This is a genomic window from Legionella antarctica, from assembly GCF_011764505.1.
In the GTDB taxonomy this organism is placed as follows: Bacteria; Pseudomonadota; Gammaproteobacteria; order Legionellales; family Legionellaceae; genus Legionella; species Legionella antarctica.
In genome coordinates this window covers 1455470-1476623 of the sequence record NZ_AP022839.1, presented here as the reverse complement: position 1 = coordinate 1476623, position 21154 = coordinate 1455470, and the positions used below count along the sequence as shown (strand labels likewise).

The window sequence follows — 21154 nt, the reverse complement described above, 5'->3', positions numbered from 1 at the left end:
GTTAAGTATAGCAAATACACCTATAAAGGGACTTAAAGAGTAAAGAAATGAAGATGGAGTTTATTTAATATTTTTTAGGGAAGGTGTTAATATCACCTGCTAATTGAGTTTTATCTGAATATGAGGACATAAGCATGAGAGTAGCTGTAATTACCGGTGCTGCAAGTGGCATAGGACTCGCTTTAAGTCTTGTTTACCTGCAAAAGGGAATAATAGTAGTCATGACAGATAAAGACGTCTCTAAACTCAACAATGAAGCCAAGCAGTTGATGGTCAAATTTCCTGATCAGGTTTTTCATACGGTCTGCGATATAACTAAAATTGATGAGGTGAATCAATTAACACAGCTAATAGCTAAAAAATGGGGGCGAGTAGACTGGATATATAATAATGCTGGCATTATTGGAAATTTAGCTCCTGTATGGGACTTAAAACCCGAACAAATTAGCCAGGTTATGGATGTTAATCTATACGGTATGATTAATGTGATTCGCGCATTTGTTCCCCTATTGTTCAAGCAAAAGTTTAATTCTCACATCATCAATATTGCAAGTTTATATGCATTATGCTCCGGCTCACAAATGGCTTCCTACGCCATGTCAAAACATGCCGTTCTTGCATTATCGGAATCGCTTTATTTTGATCTTCAGCGCCTGGACAAACCTGTTGACCTTTCAGTAGCGTTTCCATCATTTACTGATACTTCATTATTATCCGGACAATCGGCTGAATACAGCTCGGCTTTTCATGAGTCATTAAGCTCGCTGATGTCTCACTCAAGACCCGCCATGGAAGTAGCTCAACATATAGTTCAGGAAGTAGAACAAAAACGGTTTTATATCATGCCTGATAAGGAAGTTAAGGGTTATTGTGAAGAACGCACCAAAGCAATTCTCCTTCAAGAAACCCCTCATCATAATAATGTTGAGAAATTAATAAGTTCGTTATTAAAACGCAAAAAATCAATAGTCTAGTTTAAGGGAATACCCCTCCCCTGACCAATAAGCTACCGGCATGTCAAAGCAGAGGCAGCCTATATTAGCCCAGCATATCCAATAATTCACGTCGGAACATGTGATAGTCCACTTCTAATGCATGACGCATATTGGATTTAAAGCGATAATGGGGTTTGTTGATTTCCTGCTCAATTTTTTTATGCAGTTGCTCTGGTCTTTTAAGAGAACCAGTGATGATTCGTGCCACTATTTTAGATTGATAGTCAGCTAATGGCCAAATACATCCTTGAGGCTGGCATAATCCAATAAAATAAAGAGTATCAAAATCTGCATGCATCATTTTGCGATACAGTGGAATTTTAGTCGAATTGCTGAAATCCAGAATGTCTTTATCAAAAAATGGAAAACTAATTTGATAACCTGTTGCAAAAATGACAGTATCAAACTCTTCCTGAGTACCATCAGTGAAATGTATTTTGTTACCGTCAAAGCGTTCTATACCGGGAAGCGGGGTAATCTTGCCATGTCGAATAAAATACAATAATTCAGTATTAATTGTCGGATGTATTTCTAAAGGGCCACAATCGGGCTTCATTAAATTATATTTGGGATATCGGCCTTGTAAACCGCGGATCACTAAAGCAATGAATTTTTGTCTTAACCAAGACGGCATCCATTGAATTTTTGCCACGGCCTCGTCGGTAGGTTTACCAAAAATAAATTTCGGAAAAATATGATATCCTCGGCGCATACTAATGCACGTTTTTGGCGCAATCCTTGAGATTTCCACTGCAACATCACATGCAGAATTCCCTCCCCCAACCACAAGAACCCGTTTATTTTTAAAAACTGAAGCTTTTTTATACTGATGAGAATGAAGTATTTCTCCGCTAAACTCACCAGGATATTTTGGTAAAGCAGGATCCCAATGGTGGCCATTTGCCACTAACAGGTAGTCAAAACACTCATTGTGAGTACCTTGCTCATCCTTGTATACTACATGCCATTGTTGCTCATCACTTCTGGTAACTTTTAAAACAGTACTGTTAAATCGTATGTATTTGTCTAATTGAAAATGTTGTGTGTAGTTTCTGAAATAATTTAACAGTTGGGAATGTGATGGATAATCAGAATAATCCGGAGGCATGGGAAAATCTTCAAACTCCGACCAGCGTTTCGAACTAATGATGTGGGTTGTTTCATAGACACTTGAATGGTTATTGCGTTCATCAAAAACCCAATTACCACCTATTTCGTTATTTTTTTCAAAAACAGTAATGCTGGTTAAACCTTGTTCTTGCAGATTTTTAATCGCAGCAAGACCACTTGGGCCAGCGCCAATAACACAGATCTTAGGATTTAGCTGTTTAAGCGCTCTTTCTATTGCCATCAATTATCACCCTTTTAACTTCGTCTAGTATCATTGCCTGTACGACTTTGTCTTTATCGATAGTAAAGTGATTGACATTGAGTTCCTTTAAATTATCAACATTAATATTTTTAATCCGAGTTGCATTGGGGTCTACAGCCTTCAGTCTGAGCCCGCTAAACATTGGAATATAACCTGGTTTATATACATTGAGGACATGCTTCACATTTGGTGGCACAATAGTTTGCGACACAGCATCTACAGTCACCAGTAGCTCAACAGGTACTCCTGCCGCATTAAGGTTACGAGCCACTTTTATTTGTTCATTAGCACCCAATGAGTGCCCCATCAATATAATAGGTCTATGAATTTTATGCGTATAATAATAATGAGTTATAGCTTTAGTTACGTCACCAGCGTTATACCACATGTTGCTGGAGGCTGAAACGCTCTTGTATTGTTTTGCAATATCATCGCGGACCGTATTCATGCCCACACTAAACATTCCTAAACCACCAAGCATGGTATGTACTTCCCCTTGAGATTTAGATCTATTTGTTTTCTTTTTTTGAGAGGAAGACTTCAATGACTTATTGGAATGATAGGCAACTTTTTTTTCTGGAGTTAACTTAGCACCAGATAGATCAACACAACCTGTCAACCCCAAAGTAATACAGCATATGAAGAAAAATATTTGTTGTTTTTCAAGATAATTCATTTCATTTTTTTAAAAAATTTTAAGGCAATAATCATAACTGATTCTTATTTTTTATTCCAATACACTGCTATCCGTAAGAATGAATTTTTTATTACTAACGTTCTAACTTAATAGCTCCACAATGCCTAAATAACGCCCTTGCCCCCAAGGTATATGAGCTAATTGTAATGCTTCCCATTGTGCTTGTTGTTCCACTTGGGTAGCCACTACTTGAATATCCAGAGTCTTGGCCATCTCATTAAAATAATGAATAAAAAATTGTTTGCTTTCATTCTCATCTATATCCTGCACCAAACTGCCATGCAATTTTATATAATCAATATGTAAGTCACTTAAATAATGAAGTGGGGAAAAATGAATTCCAACTCTATCCACCCCGATGGTGACTCCTAATTGATTGGCTTGTCTGGCAAACAGCTTCGCTTCGGAAAAATTAGAGAGTAGGATTGCTTCGTTGATCTCTAGTGCCAAATTATTTAATACCGCTTGAGGCAAATTTTTAAGCTGTTTCAAATATTCTTCCCTGTACTCCTTTTTTTGCAAAGTATTCTCGGAAATATTTAAGGCAAAACATTCTTGCGTGGCCACTTTCCTGGAAGTTAATTCGTGAAGTACGTATAGATCAATGAAACAGGCCAGGGATAATTTTTCCGCCAGTTGCATAAAATATCCAGCACCTAGCTCTCCTCCACTTGGGTCAGGAATACGCACAAACACTTCTTTATGCATATTTCGTTTACCATTTGTTACCTCCTGAACATATAAATTCATGGTTTTCTGGGCTAATGCTTTTTTTATATCATCGCCATCAAATAAACGAGGGTACTTAAAAGTATCTTGCTCTATTTGACAGTAAAAAACCCCTTTCTCCCGGGCTTTTTTAATCGACAAATCAACCATGGTTAATAAATTTGATACAGATTGATGAACAAAATAATTGGTTGCGCCTATGTGAATATCACAAAGAGCAATATTACTAATCGCTTGTCGTAGTACCAATTCAAAGTCTTTGCATGCTTTCTCGAAAATAAGAGAATCCAACTCATTATTGATTAGGGCGAATGTGCTGCCATTAATTCTTGCTATAGTACTTACTGAGGTCTGTTGCCAGAACTCCTTGCAAATACGTGAGACAGTTAAAACCAGATTATCACCTTGCTGATACCCCTGCTGCTTATTTAATTCATCCAATCCATCAATAACAATCATTAAAACATAGCCGGGAACAAACTCATCTTCATTCTCTAAAATAGACGATAGCTGCTGTAAAAAATGACGACGATTACTCATTCCTGTGAGTGCATCTTGATAAACTTGTACTCTAAGTGCTTCGGTTTGTTGAAGTTGGGTTTGAAACAGTGATTTAATTTTAGTCACCATTTGGTTCATTGCCAATGTCACCTGTTTTAGTTCAGGAGTCTTAGGTATGTTAGATTCAATGGGAAACTCATGTTCTGATATAGCCAGCGCCTGGGCAGTTACTCTGTTTAAGGGTCTTAATAAAAACTGAATAAAACCATAGATAAGAATTAAAGCAACTACAGCAAAAATAAAATACCACTTTACCATTTCAACAGCATTGGACCACAATGCAGAATATGCGTAACCTGAATCTGTTGTTACCGATACCAACCCAGCTTGCATCCATCCATTCATAACCAAAGAAGATTTATCAGTCGTAGGCCATCGGATCAAATTCACAAACCAGCCTGGAATACTACTTACTTGGTCCGGTTGCTTTTTAGAAATAATAATCTTGCCTTTAACGTCCTTAACCTCAATTGAAGAAAAGTAACCTCGATCAAAAACAGCCTGCACCATTGAGTTCATTGTTGGTATGTCATGACTTAAAAAAGATTGAGATAAGGATAAACCCAGAGATGTCGCAGTATCCTGTGCATTACTCTCAATCTGCTGAATAAAAAAGTTCCGGGCATTATTCATAGTTATCAAGTAAGTGCCAATAAAAACCAAAAATAACATGATTAAAACACCTAATGCCATTTTCTTTATTAGAGTCATCGTTTATCACCTTGTAGTTGCATTCGTTTCATTAAGTCATCCCACTTACCTAAACTACTGGGTTGTCCTATGGGAGTACTCTGGTTACGTTGTTTTTGCAGCCAAAGACCTTCGCCATTAAAGCTGTATATCGGTCTTAGATCAGGTCTTCTCGATGCTTGGAGAATTTCAGTTTTCAAATTGTCTAAAATTAAAGGTTCTGCCTCAGAAGTGGGGTAATAAGACAAGACCATATGAGCCTGCTTTAAAGCATAGATAGCATAAGTGAGTCTTAATTTTTCTCGCGGTACCCCAAGATTTATCAAAGTAAAGTATTTAATAATGACATAGTCCTTACAATCTCCACCGCCGTCATGCATAAATTCTTGGGGTGTTTTCCAATAATCGGCAACTCCTCGTGATTCTTCACTGGTTTGATATCTAAATTGGTTAAAAAAAGAATTAACTTTTTCTAATTGCACATTAACCGGTTTATTTCTAAGTTCCTCAATTAATTTAGCCCAGGCTCGATATCTTTTTTGAGCTTGGCCTTGTGATTTTTGCTCCATTTGTTGGATTTTTTCTATGCTGATAGAAGGTGAGGCTTTTATGGAAAAAACGGTGAAATACAAAAAAACCAGACAAATTGTTATATAAATGCCGAGAGTTAAATTTATATTAACCTTTTTTGGGAGGTTTTTTGAATGTAACCAGTACCCCTTGAACATGAGCGAGTTCCTTCAATCGTTCCATTCCATTACCAGCATGCCCACGATACTCATAGGGTCCAACAAAGACGGTTAGCAGCCTCTTGCAAGGACTAATAAACGCCGGAAAACCAAGCCCTAGTAGATGATTAGCAAGAGCGACAGCATTTTTTCTTTCCTGGAATGTCCCTGCTGACACATACCAAACCTTGGGGGTTACCTGTAAAGGATACGTAGTATTTCTATTTATTATAGACTCAGTTAAAGGAGTCGTTTCCATATTAGGCACCGGACGTGCCAATACCATTGGATCATCAGTAGTATTCGGATAAGGGATGCGATCCATATTTTTATCCAGTAGAATATTAGTCTGGGCAGAAGTGAACACATCATTGTTGACGACATTTACCGGTAATTTCAATTTTAAGAAATATAATAAATTGCCCATTCCATTTAAAATTCTGAATCGAGAAAGCATCTCATCATTTTCTCCACGAACCAACTGAATTTGTGATTGATACAATTCATTTTGCGAATCCAGTAAATCAAGAAGTGTTCTTTTTCCTATTTGAAACTCATCTTGATAGGCCAGGCGTGTTTTTTTAGAAGCACTGACGTGTTTTCTTAAGGGGGTTAATCTAAGACCCGCTGAAATATACACATTCCATGATAAACGAATGGCCTCTTTTAATTGCAGTAAGGTACGATTTTTTGTTTCATAAGCTTGTTGTACCTGATAGGCGGTTTGTCTTACAAATGCCTGATCCGCACCGCCGCGAAACGCGTTATAATTCATCCTCAGCATAGCTAATTGGTTATCATTAGGCCCAACCAGCCCTTGAAGATTTCTATTTTTGGCAGAAGTCAAAACCACATCAACTTTAGGATAATAAGCAGCTCTTGCTACTTCATATTGAGCTTTTGCCTGTTTTACATCGGCATAGCTTGCTTTGACTGTGGGATGATTATCCATACCTATTTCCAAGGTCATTGGTAAATTACCGGGTAAATATTTGTTTGTTGGAATACGAGGCAAGGTTAAGTGCTGGGGCCATTTACCAACTACTTTAGCATAATTAATCCGTGACTCTTGCAAATCAGCTTCAGCGCTAATTTTATTAGACTCAGCTAAAGCAAGTCGAGCATTTGCTTGATCCACCTCCGCCTCACGAGCAATTCCCGCGTCTGCTCTTTCTCTTATCATTTTAAAAACTGACCGATGTGCTTGAAGATTGGCCACGGCATAACCATACAAGCGTTCATGCATGATTACTGCCAAATAATCCTTAGTAATTTCCAAAGCTAAATCTTCTGCGACTCCTTGGGTGGTCCATCGTTGCGATTGAGTTATATATTCATTTCGCTTTACTTCATTAACTATTCCACCACCGGAAAACAAATTTTGTTTTAACTCAATCATCGACTCAGTGCGATTGAGGATGGCCACTTGAGTATCATCAATAGCTGCCGTTGTAGGGTTACGACTATTTTCACGACCAAATCCTGCATTGACATCAACGGTGGGATAATAGCCGCCCTTGGCTTTATCTATCCCGTGTTTTGCTGCCAAACCCTTTGCCGTATTTAACAGAACATCTGGATTAGCTATCATTCCATGTTGAACAGCTTCATATAAAGTATCGGCCGCCGTACAAGTGGAAGTTAACAAGAGTAGTAATACTGATATGGGTCCGCATGTCTGGAACAAAATTAAGGAAAAATAAGAGCTATTCATCCATCATTTATAGTTAAAAATTCACTCAAATTAACCTATTTAAACCTACTCAATACCGTATGAATAGTGATTGCTACTACGAATTGTCTTAGGTCATTTTACCACAACTCTATCAGAATGACTTATCCACAAGTCCACAGGTCAGGAGAGCTTCACTTTCTCGTATAGGCCTGTGGGCCTTGTGGGTAAGTCATGACGCTCTCATTTAGGGTTTATGGTCTTTTCCGGCCATAATACACCTCTGCGGGCGTTAAATAATTAAAGGACTGGTGAAGCCTTCGGTTATTATAATACTCAAAATACTCCGTTAAGGCCAGCTCAACCTCTTCAATTGTATCAAAATCATACCGGTAGATTTTTTCTTGCTTAACACTACGCCACAATCGCTCGATAAATATATTATCTAAATAACGTCCTCGCCCATCCATGCTGATAGAAATGTGGTGAGATTTTAGCGTATTTATCCAATCTTTTGAGGTAAATTGAGAACCCTGATCCGTGTTAAAGATCTCACAACGCGAATGCAGCAAAGCGTTTCTAAGCGCCTCAATACAAAATTCAGCCTCCATAGTAGGTGAAATAGCCCATCCAATCACATAACGACTATACCAGTCCATAATAGCTACTAAATACACATGCTTTCCTTTCATGCGGATGTAGGTGATATCTGCGGCCCAAACCTGATTTGGTTTGGTGATATCCACCTCTTTTAATAAATAAGGGAACACCTCATGCTCCTTATTGGGAACGCTTGTATTTGGCTTTGGGTAAACAGTCGATAACCCCATCATTTCCATCAACTTTTTTACTCGACGTTTACCAACAGGATAGCCTACTTCTTTTGACAGCCATCTTGCCCGCTTAATTTTACCTTCACATGGATACTGCAGATAGTGCTCATCAAGTAGCGCCATAAGCGCTTCATCTTCGACAGAAATGGGCTTGGCACTATAATAATAACTTGAAACAGGCAAGTCTAATAGCAAGCATTGTTCACGAATGGTGAGCTCGGCAAGAGGATCAATCATGACGCGCTTTTCATCCAGACTAAAGTTCATGCTTTTTTTTTAGCCAAGATAGCTGCGCTTGAAGTCGACCAATTTCTTGATATAATGCCTCAACAAGCTGCTCTTGGGACTTGGCTTCTTTTTCATTAGCCCCAGAGAATAAATCGTTAATGGCTTTGATGGCCGATTGCTTCCAAGTTTTTACCTGCGTTGCGTGAACACCGTATTCACTGGTAATTTGCGCTTGTGTGAGTTTCCCCTCAATCGCAGCTAGCGTTATTTTTGCCTTCTTGGCCGCCGTATAATAAGCTCGCTTTTTAGACATTTTATTCTCCTCTTTGTATTAAGAAGAATAGCTCTTAAAAAACCTTTTTTTGTGTCCAGAAAACCGCGCCTATATTATACTAACCCATGTCTCATTGATGTCCTTATTAGTAATTGAATCTATCAAAAATGATGATAACCCATCAACTTAAATCATAAAATACCCTCCTTCAATAGATTTTGAATTTTTTTTTAATCTGATACTATTGTATTCTAATCATTGATTTGCAGGATTTTTCCAACTTATGCACACGCAAATTTCAGTAATGTCTGTAAGTCAACTCAATAGGCAGGTTAAAAACCACCTGGAAAATGAACTTGGTACAGTGCATGTGGAAGGAGAAGTTTCTAATCTAAGTAAACCTTTCTCAGGCCATTTTTACTTTACTCTAAAAGACAGTAACGCACAAATACGTTGTGTGTTCTTTAAAAGCCGTCATGTTGGTTCTCTTGCAACGAAACTGGCCGATGGTCTGCAGTTAGTAGCTAGTGGTAAATTAAGTCTTTATGAAGCCCGCGGAGATTACCAATTAATTGTAGAACAAGTAACTGAATCAGGCCTGGGAAAACTATATCAACAGTTTGAGGAACTTAAAAATAAACTTGCAGCAGAAGGTTTATTTCTGCAATCCAGAAAAAAACCGCTACCTGCAATCCCGAAAACAATAGGAGTAATTACCTCAACTAATGGTGCTGCTATTCGTGATATATTAGCGACTTTAGTTCGTCGATTCCCTTTGGCAACAATCCTTATTTATCCTAGTGATGTTCAAGGTTCAACTGCATCCTTTCAATTAATCAAAGCCCTGCAAGCAGCTAATACTGACTTACGATGTGATGTGCTGATTTTAGCTCGAGGCGGAGGTAGCCTCGAGGATTTATGGGCATTTAATGATGAGCAGTTGGCGCGACAAATTGCGGCCAGCCTAATCCCTATAGTTTCAGGTGTAGGACATGAAACCGACTTTACTATTGCAGATTTCGTAGCAGATTATCGAGCAGAAACACCAACAGCAGCCGCGGCGGCGGTCACCCCTGACTGCATTGAGTTATTCAATATTCTTGATAACGCCTTATCAAGATTAAAGGTGGCAGTAAACAGAAGCATCCAAGGTCATCAATTAAAACTAAATCATCTAATGGATAAAATATCATCACCGAAAAAAAATGTAGCGGTTTATTGGCAAACTCTTGATTACCTGGAACGGCGATTAATGACTCATTTAGCACACATGATTAACCGAAAAAAAAATCAACTGCATCTTGTTTCTACTCAATTGCATGCTAAAAATCCTGGAACCCTTATTGAGCAGACTCAAATTCGTCTCATGCAGATATCAGCACACTTAGCGCAACAAATTCAAATTAAAATCAACCATCTCAAATACCAGTTGAACACTAATTTATCCATGTTGCATGCAGTCAGTCCTTTGGCTACCCTGGACAGAGGATACGCAATAGCAACAATAAAACACAAGGTACTCTTTACTACCCAACAGGTACAAATTGGCGATACTATAGAGGTGCAGCTGGCAAAAGGTAATCTAGCATGTGAAATAACCCGGATTAAGGACTAATTCATCATGAATAAACTAATTAATATAACTATTTTTCTTTTTTTCTATTTATCAAGTAGTGCATTTGCTATAGCTCTACCAGAAAACCACGCAGTAAATGGTGGATTAACTATAATTCCAATCGACATAAATCAGCAGCCAAAAGCCTATTTTGAAGGAAAGCGCATTCCCGTATTACCCGGTACAAAACCAAATCAGTGGTTACTCATGGTAGCTGTACCTTTAGATAATAAAGAGCCAGTTAAATATCTGACGGTAACAAAACCCGTTAAAACAACCATACCTTTTCATATTAGCGAGAAATTTTATACAACCCAATTTTTAAACATTAAAGATGTCAGTAAAGTAGTACCTCCACCTGAAGATAAGCTGCGTATCGAAAAAGAAACAAAAAAATTAACGGAGTTATTTTCAGGTTACTCCGATACCAATCCGTTCCAAAAACCCTTTACTGCACCTGTACGTGGGCCAATAAGTAGCTTATTTGGGTTAAAAAGAGTATACAATAACGAGCCGAGAGCCCCTCACTCCGGACTTGATATTGCGGCGAAACACGGCGAGCCAATTCTCGCTGTCAATCGAGGAAAAGTAGTAGAAACAGGAGACTATTTCTTTACTGGCAACACCGTGATTATTGATCATGGGATGGGTGTCTTCTCCTTATATGCCCACCTAAGCGAAATTGAGGTTAAACCTGGAGACTCCATACTTCAAGGACAACAACTTGGGCTAGTGGGTATGACCGGAAGGGTAACAGGACCACATTTACATTGGACAATGATAGTCAACCAAACTTTAGTGGAGCCTTTACTATTCGTACCAATTCGCAGCATTGCCATTGTACCTCCCCCACCAAGCAAAAATCCGGGTAAAGCAATTAATCAATCGGCGGTAAAACTGTGATTAATGAGTTAATGACGAGCCTTAACTTAATTGTTACTCAAACCCAAAATAATTTATATATTTTAGGAATGATTCTCTTTATTCCCTGGTTCATTTTTTTTATTAGCTATTTTATAAACAACAAAATTCTACTGCTGGGCATTATCCCCAGATGTGTTCGCGGTTTACCTGGTGTTTTCTGCGCCCCCCTGCTTCATGCCAATTTCAATCATATCTTTTTTAATTCAATTCCATTACTTGTTTTAAGTAACTTTATATTGATCGATGGCCTTAAATACTATCTTGTTGTCACTTTAATTATTACCGTGCTGAGTGGATTCGCAATTTGGTGTTTTGCCAAACCAGGATTGCATATTGGTGCCAGCGCATTGATTACAGGTTATTGGGGCCTCCTGGTCAGTAATATTTATCAAAACGGCACACTAACAACCATTATACTTGGTCTCCTCAGCCTCTATTATTTTGCAGGTATATTTCTTGGGATTTTTCCCAGAGAAAAGGGAGTTTCCTGGCAAGGACATCTTTTTGGTTTATTGGCAGGTCTTGCCACCAGCTATGTCTATAAACTTTATACGTCGGGAGCGATGCAACAATTGATGATATAATCCCTAATAATTTTTCAAACTCTATGCTATTCTAAAATTAATAAACATTTAGAGAAATCAAGATGCTATCATTTAAAACTCTTATTCTAACAGGTACAATAAGTTTGCTTGTCTCACCCGTTTTTGCTGATGGTTGCTGCAATCAAATGGGAGGAGTAAATTACTGTGACTCTTCTGCAGGGCGCCTTGTCTGTAATAATGGTTTCTATTCTGCATGCTACTGCACACGTCACGCCATAATGGATTTGCAACTCTTAAAAGGATGCTGTTTGTGGCATGGAGGTGTATTACCTGCTTATGATACCTCTGGCCTGGTAGTATGTAATGATGGTTGGCTATCAGAAGAATGCTCACTAAAAAATCCTCATGAAAGAATTGCAACCTGGTAAAAGGCGTACTCAGAGGTATTATGTGTAATGATTTTTATAAATTAATTTTAGTGACACACAGAGAAAACTCAAGCTTAAATGAATACTTGGACTTTATTAAGTGCTGTGTTTCTTCTGGCGTTACCTGCGTTCAGTTAAGAGAAAAAAATGCTGAACCGTCATTCAAATTGCAATTTGCTCAGAAACTTAAGCAACTCTTAAAACCTTACAATGTACCCCTGGTAATCAACGATGATATTGAGCTCGCTCTACACGTTCATGCTGATGGCGTCCACCTTGGTCAATCAGATGATTCGCCCCAAATAGCCAGAACCAGGCTCGGAAACGAGAAATACATTGGCTTATCTATAGAATCAGAAAACGAACTAAAGCAAGCTAATAATTTAGCCTTAGACTATGTGGCTGCGAGTGCGGTATTCCCAACCCAAAATAAAAAAAATCTGAAAACCATCTGGGGTATTGAAGGAGTATGTCATCTTTGTAACCAAACAAAACATCCCCTGATAGGGATAGGTGGAATAACCCAGAGTAATTTACCCCAACTTATGCAGGCAGGCGCTCAGGGGGTAGCAGTGATAGGTGCCTTGCATCTAGCAGAAAACCCTGAAGAAATGGTTTTAACGCTTCGTAAAATTATTGATAACAGGACTTTTTAACATGATAGAACAGATTAAATCCTCGTTACTTATCCTGAGGGAAAAAAGACCTTTAGTATTATGTTTGACGAACTATGTCACTATGGATTTTATGGCAAACTGCCTGCTTGCCTTGGGGGCGGCTCCAATTATGTCTGAATCCATTGATGAACTTGAGGAGCTAACGAATATCAGTCATGCCCTTTACATCAATATTGGTACTTTAAATAAACAATTCATGGAACGAGCAGTCTTTGCCGCAAAAATTGCAAATTCGCTGCAGAAACCGGTAATTATTGACCCTGTTGGATCAGGAGCAAGTAAGCTAAGAACGTCAGCTGTGCATCAACTACTCCCTTTTACGCATATAATCAGAGGCAATGCCAGTGAAATCATTTCATTATCAGGTACTAATAGTTCTACAAAAGGGGTGGAAAGCATGGATAGCGTAGAAAATGCCATAGCTAGTGGAATGGTTCTAGCGAAGGATTTGGCTAAAACTATAGTTATCAGTGGTCCAAAAGATTTTATTACTGATGGAAGTCAGAGCCACACCCTCCCTTTTGGATCAAACCTAATGCCCTTAATAACAGGGATGGGATGCACAATGACTGCAGTAATTAGCGCTTTTGTTTCTTGTAACACTAACCTCTTTCAGGCTACAACTTATGCCACTGCCTATTTTGGTTTATGCGGTCAATTAGCCCACCAAAAATCTGAAGCCCCAGGTTTTTTCAGGCAGGAATTTATAAATAATCTGTTCTCTCCTGACTGGAATTATTTTTCTGAAATATTCACTCAGATGAGTTCTTGATAAATGATATATAAAGCACTGTCTATTGCTGGTTTCGATGGTTCTGGTGGGGCTGGAATCCAGGCTGATTTAAAAACATTTTCAGCGTTCGGGTGTTATGGAATGACTGTATTGACTGCCCTGCCCGTTCAAAATACATGTGGGGTCAGGAAATGCTACAGTATTCCCCTGCAAGCTATCGAAGACCAGCTTCATGCAATCTTTGATGATGTGGTGCCTGACAGCATTAAAATTGGCATGCTCTTTAATAGTGAAATTATTGAGTTAATTTCCTCTTTCCTGAAGCAAAAAGCAGTCAATATTCCTCTAGTGCTTGATCCAGTAACTCTTGCTAAAAGTGGCGACCCCCTACTCATTCCCGAAGCCGTTGAAACATTGATTTCATTGCTTATGCCACTCGCTACAGTCATAACACCGAATATTCCTGAGGCTCATACCTTTACGGGCATAGATGCTGCTTCAGAGGATGAGATGAACCTTGTAGCTCAAAAACTACTTGATTTTGGTCCTCAATATGTTTTATTAAAAGGGGGGCATCTGAAAACTAACGAGTCTAATGATTTGTTATTGGGTCTGGACGGAACTTCCCACTGGTTTAAAAGCCCCAGAATTGATTCAAAAAACACCCATGGTACAGGCTGTACCCTTTCTGCAGCAATAGCATCCTGTCTGGCCCAAAACATGGATATGATAAACGCTTGTGCTATGGCAAAAAATTATCTATTCCATGCAATACGCGCGGCAAAAGACGAACATTTGGGTAAGGGGAATGGCCCTATTCATCACTTTTACCATCTATGGCCTACTTTATCCCACATCAGTTGCACTGATAAAATACGCAGTTGATGATGAAAACTCTTTTCCTTTAACAAATAATACTCTTTTCTCAATCAACTCACCCAATGATAAAGCACTCATAAATACAAGCATAAAACCTGCAGTTGAATAACATAAAATTGTATCTGCGAAAGCTGATGAAGAAAAAGCAGCCAGAACACCTAGAAGTATGGGTCTGGTCTCGGTCAGCTGGAATGATGTAATAAACAGAGAGCCTAAAAAAAATAATAAAAACAATAAGCCTATTACTCCCTGTTCAGAAAGAGTGAGCCAATATTGGCTATGGGGATCAGTTAACTTCGTTCCCCAGCCAGGAACAGGGTTGTCTTTAGAGATTCTGTATTTAAACCCCCCAGTACCTATGCCAATAAAAGGATGAGTTGTAAATAATGATTTCGCATACTTATGAAACTGAACTCTAAATCCCAGAGAAGTATTTTCTTTATTATTCTGATGTATGATTTTAATATCACCTAGCAAATCATTAACTCTAAATTGCAAAACGGGACTAGTATAATAAACTGCCAGCATCATACCACACAGTAACATAATACCCGGTACTGATTTTTTAAATGAAATCTTTTGCAGTAACAATAAAACCATTAAAATAAAATAGACTATATATCCCGTTCTTCCAGTATTTATAAATAAAACCTGGTAGCTAGTTAACACAACCAGCGATAAATAAAAAATCCGGAGCCATCCCTTATTTTGAAAAGCAAATAAACCCGCTAAATAAGAGCCAAAAGCCACCATAAATCCCGTGATAATATGGTTATAAAATACCGCACCAGCATCTCCTGCTATAAAAAATCGTGATTTTATAATAGAAATAATACAGGTAAGCAGTATTGACCCCAAGTAAACATTCACGCTCAAGTTGCGAACCCCGGGATGAATAAATCCAACCGCCAGAATGGGTAGGTAAATTACCTTAAAGTATTTACCTACTACCACCAATTGCATGGAGTAGGGTGCTTGACTCCAAAAACAAGCGATTAAGATAAAAATAAATAAGCCAAGTGCCGCACGCCCCCACAAGGTGTTAAATGCAAAAAAAAGGTGCTTACTGTATAGAGGGGTAAATAGAATACTTACGATGCTGCATACTAAAAAAATTGACTTTATACTGGGGCTAATTGGCAAAAAAAATATAAATAGCAAAAAGAATATTGGAGCTAACAAAATACCCTTACCCTTAATTAATGGAACTCTCACAATATATTCTCATCCTCTTTAGATAACTTGGGCAATCGATCGATATTAGCGTCTCGATATAACTGTTTGATGCCTCGATAAAAGGTACCCTGGGCACTAAAAAGTGCGAATAATAAACCAAGCCTTCCGTCTAAAAAACCCCGTTGTAATATAAAACACCTGCCAAACATCCAGGCTGTGCCGATAAAAATTCTTATCCAGCCTATACTTTTTTTCGATTCAATCCGAACTTTTGCGCTGTAAGAAGAATATTTGTTAAGTTTAAACAGCACATGGCTTACATCTCTATATGAGTGATGTAAAATGCCATTTTTTAATTTTCTAACGACCGCTGATGGGGGTATCAAAATTTTCTCATGAATAATATCTTTGCTATAAAATGCATTTTTTCGCTTGAATAAACGAACATGCCGCTTTGGACTTGCAGAGTATTTTAATGGTTGATTGTAAAAAATCATCTGGATCGCTATACGATATGCGTCAGCAGAGTTTGAAGCAATCGCCTCTTTAATCTCTTCCTGCAACTCATTGCTTACGAATTCATCAGCATCAAGATTAAGCACCCAATCCCCAGTGGCTTTTGTCAGAGCCCTTTGCTTTTGAACACCATAACCTGGCCAGTCTGTGATAAAAACATTATCAGTAAATTGCCTGGCAATAGCTACCGTATTATCAGTGCTGCCCGAGTCAAGAACTATAATCTCATCAGCAAAACGCACCGATTGCAAACATCGTCTGATATTTGCTTCTTCATTTTTAGAAATGATAATTACAGTTAACATAATCCCTTTAAAACATTTGAAAAACAAATATTATATCCAGAATTGGATAGAATTGTAACTTATTCAATTTCAACACTCCTTTTTCAATGAATAACAGGCAACAAGGGTCTTTTGAAATAAAGCTTCTCCTGTAATTCTCCTTGCCTGCCTCAATTCAGATCCCCCCACAAAGAACTGTGTTTTGTATAATTCAGGCATGCCTGAGATTTATTCGAAACATGTTGTTTTGAATCCTAAAACTGGTATCAATACCGTGATATCGGGTAATCATAATAAAATATTGAGAACACAACCAGTTTAATTAAGAAAAGTCCTGCTTATCCAAGGTTCAATTTTCAACTGGATCATAGAAATATTAGAGCTCTTGTACAACCTCAGGAATTGATTAAATTGGTTGATTTTTAGCAAGGATGTCGATGAATTTTGAGCAAATCAAAGAAGAGTCTTCCGATGATTTTCGTGGACTTACAGGGATTAGACGCACAACCTTTGATGTGATGATAGGGATATTGAGAGAGTCAGAGTCTATTCTTAAAGCTCAAGGCGGTAAACCAAATAAATTGGCAATTGAAGATAGACTGCTTATGACCCTGGAGTACTTGCGCGAATATAGAACATACTTTCATATTTCACGTAGCTGCGGTATCAGTAAGAGCTCTTGTTATCGAAATATAAGGAAACGATTTGGTTTGAGATTCAATTTGATTGCTGGAATTTATAATGTTGTACTGTAGAGAGATTATGCAATGAGTCAATATAAGGGTGAGTGTTTATGCGGTTCCTGCCACTATATCATTACGGGTGAAAAGCCAAAAGATTATATCCCCTTTTGGAAAAAAGGGGCACCTAAACTAAAGACGCGAAGTTCCTAGGTTCATTTGCCTTCTGTTCTAACTCATGCAATTCTTCTCCAGTAATCACTATTTCAATAGGGTTACTCGTTTCATAATTGCTTTCCGCAATTACCCTAAACTCATTCAAATTGTTGGTTCGTTCAAGCTTACTAATTGAATAGGATGAATCAAGCTCAGCGAGTCCTTTAATTTCAAGTGTATCTTTATAAGCATTCATATAATTGAGCACAGTATTCTGATCACAAGGAAAAGGTAGTTTCACAGGGTTCATTTTACTAATGATTTGATTCATCTCGCCAATGGATAAAGTGATATTTGTTTCAAAATCCATATAGACGCTCTCAGCTAAAACTGTGAACTCATTTTCATTTCGAGTAATTTTTACAATTAATAAATCGCTTGGGAGCTTATCGAACTTAGAAATACCTAATTGCTCTGATTTGGCTTTGCCTAAAAACTCTGTAATTTCCTTGAGATAATAGTCCATTTCCTCGGGGCTGATTTTGGGTATTGGCTTAAACTCTTCTTTTTTCTTGTCGACAACTTCTTGCTTACTCCCCAAATCTTTCGGGATTTCAACCCCAGCTCTGTCCAAACCAGATCGCGTACACAAACTTAGACATTCTCTTGGATCCCTGCTTGCTGTGAGAAAAATTTTGTCATAGCCTTGATTTACCGGTACTATCATTTTACGACTTTCATCAAAAGTACAAAACTGTCTATCACCAGTCGCTGCAATTCGAGTACTAACAACTTTAAATAAATGGTTTAAACCTTGCTGCTGCTCTTCTGATTTCTCTACTAGGTGATCGTGAGCTCTTTGAATAGCTTTGTTGTATGCATTGAATTGATAGCAACGCATAAGATCTAATTTATGAGCGAAGTTCATAATATGAAACATATTAACCATTTCTGGGGACTTATTTTCTTTCAAGAAATCAGGATTTCCCATGTTAAGTATTAAGGTAGAATATTTTTTGATGTCATTGGAATTCATTTTTATTTCTTTGGCATATTGTTCGAATTGCTGTGCACAATTTTGCCGATACTCACGATATTTTTCAGGGTTATTGCTAAAACTTACCTCAGATTCCCTACCTGAAACACTAAAAAGCATACAGAGCTGAAGATCTTTGATATTTTTGGTACCTAGATCCCCACAAAACTCTTTTAATACAGGTTGAGCAAAATCCTTGAAATACTCAGTGACTAATGGAATGATATGGGTCCGCATGTCTGGAACAAAATTAAGGAAAAATAAGAGCTATTCATCCATCATTTATAGTTAAAAATTCACTCAAATTAACCTATTTAAACCTACTCAATACCGTATGAATAGTGATTGCTACTACGAATTGTCTTAGGTCATTTTACCACAACTCTATCAGAATGACTTATCCACAAGTCCACAGGTCAGGAGAGCTTCACTTTCTCGTATAGGCCTGTGGGCCTTGTGGGTAAGTCATGACGCTCTCATTTAGGGTTTATGGTCTTTTCCGGCCATAATACACCTCTGCGGGCGTTAAATAATTAAAGGACTGGTGAAGCCTTCGGTTATTATAATACTCAAAATACTCCGTTAAGGCCAGCTCAACCTCTTCAATTGTATCAAAATCATACCGGTAGATTTTTTCTTGCTTAACACTACGCCACAATCGCTCGATAAATATATTATCTAAATAACGTCCTCGCCCATCCATGCTGATAGAAATGTGGTGAGATTTTAGCGTATTTATCCAATCTTTTGAGGTAAATTGAGAACCCTGATCCGTGTTAAAGATCTCACAACGCGAATGCAGCAAAGCGTTTCTAAGCGCCTCAATACAAAATTCAGCCTCCATAGTAGGTGAAATAGCCCATCCAATCACATAACGACTATACCAGTCCATAATAGCTACTAAATACACATGCTTTCCTTTCATGCGGATGTAGGTGATATCTGCGGCCCAAACCTGATTTGGTTTGGTGATATCCACCTCTTTTAATAAATAAGGGAACACCTCATGCTCCTTATTGGGAACGCTTGTATTTGGCTTTGGGTAAACAGTCGATAACCCCATCATTTCCATCAACTTTTTTACTCGACGTTTACCAACAGGATAGCCTACTTCTTTTGACAGCCATCTTGCCCGCTTAATTTTACCTTCACATGGATACTGCAGATAGTGCTCATCAAGTAGCGCCATAAGCGCTTCATCTTCGACAGAAATGGGCTTGGCACTATAATAATAACTTGAAACAGGCAAGTCTAATAGCAAGCATTGTTCACGAATGGTGAGCTCGGCAAGAGGATCAATCATGACGCGCTTTTCATCCAGACTAAAGTTCATGCTTTTTTTTTAGCCAAGATAGCTGCGCTTGAAGTCGACCAATTTCTTGATATAATGCCTCAACAAGCTGCTCTTGGGACTTGGCTTCTTTTTCATTAGCCCCAGAGAATAAATCGTTAATGGCTTTGATGGCCGATTGCTTCCAAGTTTTTACCTGCGTTGCGTGAACACCGTATTCACTGGTAATTTGCGCTTGTGTGAGTTTCCCCTCAATCGCAGCTAGCGTTATTTTTGCCTTCTTGGCCGCCGTATAATAAGCTCGCTTTTTAGACATTTTATTCTCCTCTTTGTATTAAGAAGAATAGCTCTTAAAAAACCTTTTTTTGTGTCCAGAAAACCGCGCCTATATTACAGCTCAACCTCTTCAATTGTATCAAAATCATACCGGTAGATTTTTTCTTGCTTAACACTACGCCACAATCGCTCGATAAATATATTATCTAAATAACGTCCTCGCCCATCCATGCTGATAGAAATGTGGTGAGATTTTAGCGTATTTATCCAATCTTTTGAGGTAAATTGAGAACCCTGATCCGTGTTAAAGATCTCACAACGCGAATGCAGCAAAGCGTTTCTAAGCGCCTCAATACAAAATTCAGCCTCCATAGTAGGTGAAATAGCCCATCCAATCACATAACGACTATACCAGTCCATAATAGCTACTAAATACACATGCTTTCCTTTCATGCGGATGTAGGTGATATCTGCGGCCCAAACCTGATTTGGTTTGGTGATATCCACCTCTTTTAATAAATAAGGGAACACCTCATGCTCCTTATTGGGAACGCTTGTATTTGGCTTTGGGTAAACAGTCGATAACCCCATCATTTCCATCAACTTTTTTACTCGACGTTTACCAACAGGATAGCCTACTTCTTTTGACAGCCATCTTGCCCGCTTAATTTTACCTTCACATGGATACTGCAGATAGTGCTCATCAAGTAGCGCCATAAGCGCTTCATCTTCGACAGAAATGGGCTTGGCACTATAATAATAACTTGAAACAGGCAAGTCTAATAGCAAGCATTGTTCACGAATGGTGAGCTCGGCAAGAGGATCAATCATGACGCGCTTTTCATCCAGACTAAAGTTCATGCTTTTTTTTTAGCCAAGATAGCTGCGCTTGAAGTCGACCAATTTCTTGATATAATGCCTCAACAAGCTGCTCTTGGGACTTGGCTTCTTTTTCATTAGCCCCAGAGAATAAATCGTTAATGGCTTTGATGGCCGATTGCTTCCAAGTTTTTACCTGCGTTGCGTGAACACCGTATTCACTGGTAATTTGCGCTTGTGTGAGTTTCCCCTCAATCGCAGCTAGCGTTATTTTTGCCTTCTTGGCCGCCGTATAATAAGCTCGCTTTTTAGACATTTTATTCTCCTCTTTGTATTAAGA

23 protein-coding genes are annotated in these 21154 nt (G+C 38.3%); 9 read left to right on the top strand and 14 right to left on the bottom strand.

The annotated features are described in order from the left end of the window. The first annotated feature begins 134 nt into the window (after window positions 1–134). Window positions 135–974, top strand: a complete 840-nt coding sequence (locus tag HRS36_RS07050) for an SDR family NAD(P)-dependent oxidoreductase (protein ID WP_173236751.1) — start codon at window positions 135–137, stop codon at window positions 972–974. Window positions 975–1038: 64 nt separating this feature from the next. Here HRS36_RS07050 and HRS36_RS07045 read toward each other — a convergent pair whose 3' ends face one another. From HRS36_RS07045 to HRS36_RS07015, 7 genes are all read right to left on the bottom strand, one after another. After that, window positions 1039–2346 (bottom strand): flavin-containing monooxygenase, encoded by a 1308-nt coding sequence (locus HRS36_RS07045; protein ID WP_173236750.1) that lies wholly within the window; start codon window positions 2344–2346, stop codon window positions 1039–1041. Further along, window positions 2324–3043 carry a hypothetical protein gene (locus HRS36_RS07040; RefSeq protein ID WP_173236749.1) on the bottom strand — a complete coding sequence of 240 codons (720 nt, stop codon included), beginning with the start codon at window positions 3041–3043 and terminating at the stop codon, window positions 2324–2326. Before HRS36_RS07040 ends, HRS36_RS07045 begins: the two co-directional genes overlap by 23 nt. A 102-nt stretch (window positions 3044–3145) precedes the next feature. Beyond that, window positions 3146–5065, bottom strand: coding sequence for a bifunctional diguanylate cyclase/phosphodiesterase (locus tag HRS36_RS07035; protein WP_173236748.1), 1920 nt, complete (start codon window positions 5063–5065; stop codon window positions 3146–3148). Next, complete coding sequence (locus tag HRS36_RS07030) at window positions 5062–5613, bottom strand: transglutaminase-like cysteine peptidase (protein WP_226905600.1); 552 nt, start codon at window positions 5611–5613, stop codon at window positions 5062–5064. The genes HRS36_RS07035 and HRS36_RS07030 overlap by 4 nt, the downstream gene beginning before the upstream one ends. Window positions 5614–5722: 109 nt before the next feature. Further along, on the bottom strand, window positions 5723–7486 hold the full coding sequence (locus HRS36_RS07025; protein WP_173236746.1) for a TolC family outer membrane protein: 1764 nt from the start codon (window positions 7484–7486) through the stop codon (window positions 5723–5725). 212 nt (window positions 7487–7698) lie between these two features. Further along, window positions 7699–8544 carry an IS3 family transposase gene (locus HRS36_RS07020; RefSeq protein WP_173235473.1) on the bottom strand — a complete coding sequence of 282 codons (846 nt, stop codon included), beginning with the start codon at window positions 8542–8544 and terminating at the stop codon, window positions 7699–7701. Continuing rightward, on the bottom strand, window positions 8534–8818 hold the full coding sequence (locus HRS36_RS07015) for a transposase (protein ID WP_173235475.1): 285 nt from the start codon (window positions 8816–8818) through the stop codon (window positions 8534–8536). Before HRS36_RS07015 ends, HRS36_RS07020 begins: the two co-directional genes overlap by 11 nt. 244 nt (window positions 8819–9062) lie before the next feature. Here HRS36_RS07015 and xseA point away from each other — a divergent pair, with 244 nt between their 5' ends. The 7 genes from xseA to thiD all read left to right on the top strand — a co-directional run bounded on the left by xseA (window position 9063) and on the right by thiD (window position 14586). Further along, window positions 9063–10394, top strand: coding sequence for an exodeoxyribonuclease VII large subunit (gene xseA / locus HRS36_RS07010; RefSeq protein WP_173236745.1), 1332 nt, complete (start codon window positions 9063–9065; stop codon window positions 10392–10394). A 6-nt stretch (window positions 10395–10400) separates the two neighbouring features. Further along, window positions 10401–11297, top strand: a complete 897-nt coding sequence (locus HRS36_RS07005; protein WP_173236744.1) for a M23 family metallopeptidase — start codon at window positions 10401–10403, stop codon at window positions 11295–11297. Next, window positions 11294–11902 carry a rhomboid family intramembrane serine protease gene (locus HRS36_RS07000; protein ID WP_173236743.1) on the top strand — a complete coding sequence of 203 codons (609 nt, stop codon included), beginning with the start codon at window positions 11294–11296 and terminating at the stop codon, window positions 11900–11902. The genes HRS36_RS07005 and HRS36_RS07000 overlap by 4 nt, the downstream gene beginning before the upstream one ends. Window positions 11903–11964: 62 nt before the next feature. Next, window positions 11965–12291 (top strand): neurogenic locus notch, encoded by a 327-nt coding sequence (locus HRS36_RS18955; protein WP_338033740.1) that lies wholly within the window; start codon window positions 11965–11967, stop codon window positions 12289–12291. A gap of 20 nt (window positions 12292–12311) precedes the next feature. After that, window positions 12312–12947, top strand: coding sequence for a thiamine phosphate synthase (gene thiE, locus HRS36_RS06995; RefSeq protein ID WP_173236742.1), 636 nt, complete (start codon window positions 12312–12314; stop codon window positions 12945–12947). A gap of 1 nt (window position 12948) precedes the next feature. Next, the gene (thiM, locus tag HRS36_RS06990; RefSeq protein WP_173236741.1) at window positions 12949–13740 is read left to right on the top strand and encodes a hydroxyethylthiazole kinase; all 792 of its coding nucleotides are present in this window, start codon (window positions 12949–12951) and stop codon (window positions 13738–13740) included. 3 nt (window positions 13741–13743) lie between these two features. After that, window positions 13744–14586 (top strand): bifunctional hydroxymethylpyrimidine kinase/phosphomethylpyrimidine kinase, encoded by an 843-nt coding sequence (thiD, locus tag HRS36_RS06985; protein WP_173236740.1) that lies wholly within the window; start codon window positions 13744–13746, stop codon window positions 14584–14586. On the opposite strand, the gene HRS36_RS06980 is transcribed toward thiD, so the two are convergent. Both HRS36_RS06980 and HRS36_RS06975 read right to left on the bottom strand, forming a co-directional pair. Continuing rightward, on the bottom strand, window positions 14548–15543 hold the full coding sequence (locus tag HRS36_RS06980; protein ID WP_226905599.1) for an O-antigen ligase family protein: 996 nt from the start codon (window positions 15541–15543) through the stop codon (window positions 14548–14550). The two genes, thiD and HRS36_RS06980, sit on opposite strands and share 39 nt — an antisense overlap. A gap of 248 nt (window positions 15544–15791) precedes the next feature. Beyond that, window positions 15792–16577 (bottom strand): glycosyltransferase family 2 protein, encoded by a 786-nt coding sequence (locus HRS36_RS06975; RefSeq protein ID WP_173236738.1) that lies wholly within the window; start codon window positions 16575–16577, stop codon window positions 15792–15794. Window positions 16578–16993: 416 nt separating this feature from the next. Here HRS36_RS06975 and HRS36_RS06970 point away from each other — a divergent pair, with 416 nt between their 5' ends. Continuing rightward, window positions 16994–17311 carry a helix-turn-helix domain-containing protein gene (locus HRS36_RS06970; RefSeq protein ID WP_173236737.1) on the top strand — a complete coding sequence of 106 codons (318 nt, stop codon included), beginning with the start codon at window positions 16994–16996 and terminating at the stop codon, window positions 17309–17311. A gap of 112 nt (window positions 17312–17423) precedes the next feature. On the opposite strand, the gene HRS36_RS06965 is transcribed toward HRS36_RS06970, so the two are convergent. From HRS36_RS06965 to HRS36_RS06945, 5 genes are all read right to left on the bottom strand, one after another. Further along, the gene (locus HRS36_RS06965; RefSeq protein WP_226905598.1) at window positions 17424–18665 is read right to left on the bottom strand and encodes a SidE phosphodiesterase domain-containing protein; all 1242 of its coding nucleotides are present in this window, start codon (window positions 18663–18665) and stop codon (window positions 17424–17426) included. A gap of 250 nt (window positions 18666–18915) precedes the next feature. After that, the gene (locus tag HRS36_RS06960; protein WP_173235473.1) at window positions 18916–19761 is read right to left on the bottom strand and encodes an IS3 family transposase; all 846 of its coding nucleotides are present in this window, start codon (window positions 19759–19761) and stop codon (window positions 18916–18918) included. Then, a complete protein-coding gene (locus HRS36_RS06955; RefSeq protein ID WP_173235475.1) occupies window positions 19751–20035 on the bottom strand; it encodes a transposase in 285 nt (94 codons plus the stop codon). Before HRS36_RS06955 ends, HRS36_RS06960 begins: the two co-directional genes overlap by 11 nt. 74 nt (window positions 20036–20109) lie before the next feature. Beyond that, window positions 20110–20856, bottom strand: a complete 747-nt coding sequence (locus tag HRS36_RS06950) for an IS3 family transposase (protein ID WP_173236735.1) — start codon at window positions 20854–20856, stop codon at window positions 20110–20112. Beyond that, complete coding sequence (locus HRS36_RS06945) at window positions 20846–21130, bottom strand: transposase (RefSeq protein ID WP_173235475.1); 285 nt, start codon at window positions 21128–21130, stop codon at window positions 20846–20848. Before HRS36_RS06945 ends, HRS36_RS06950 begins: the two co-directional genes overlap by 11 nt. Between the last annotated feature and the right edge of the window lie 24 nt (window positions 21131–21154).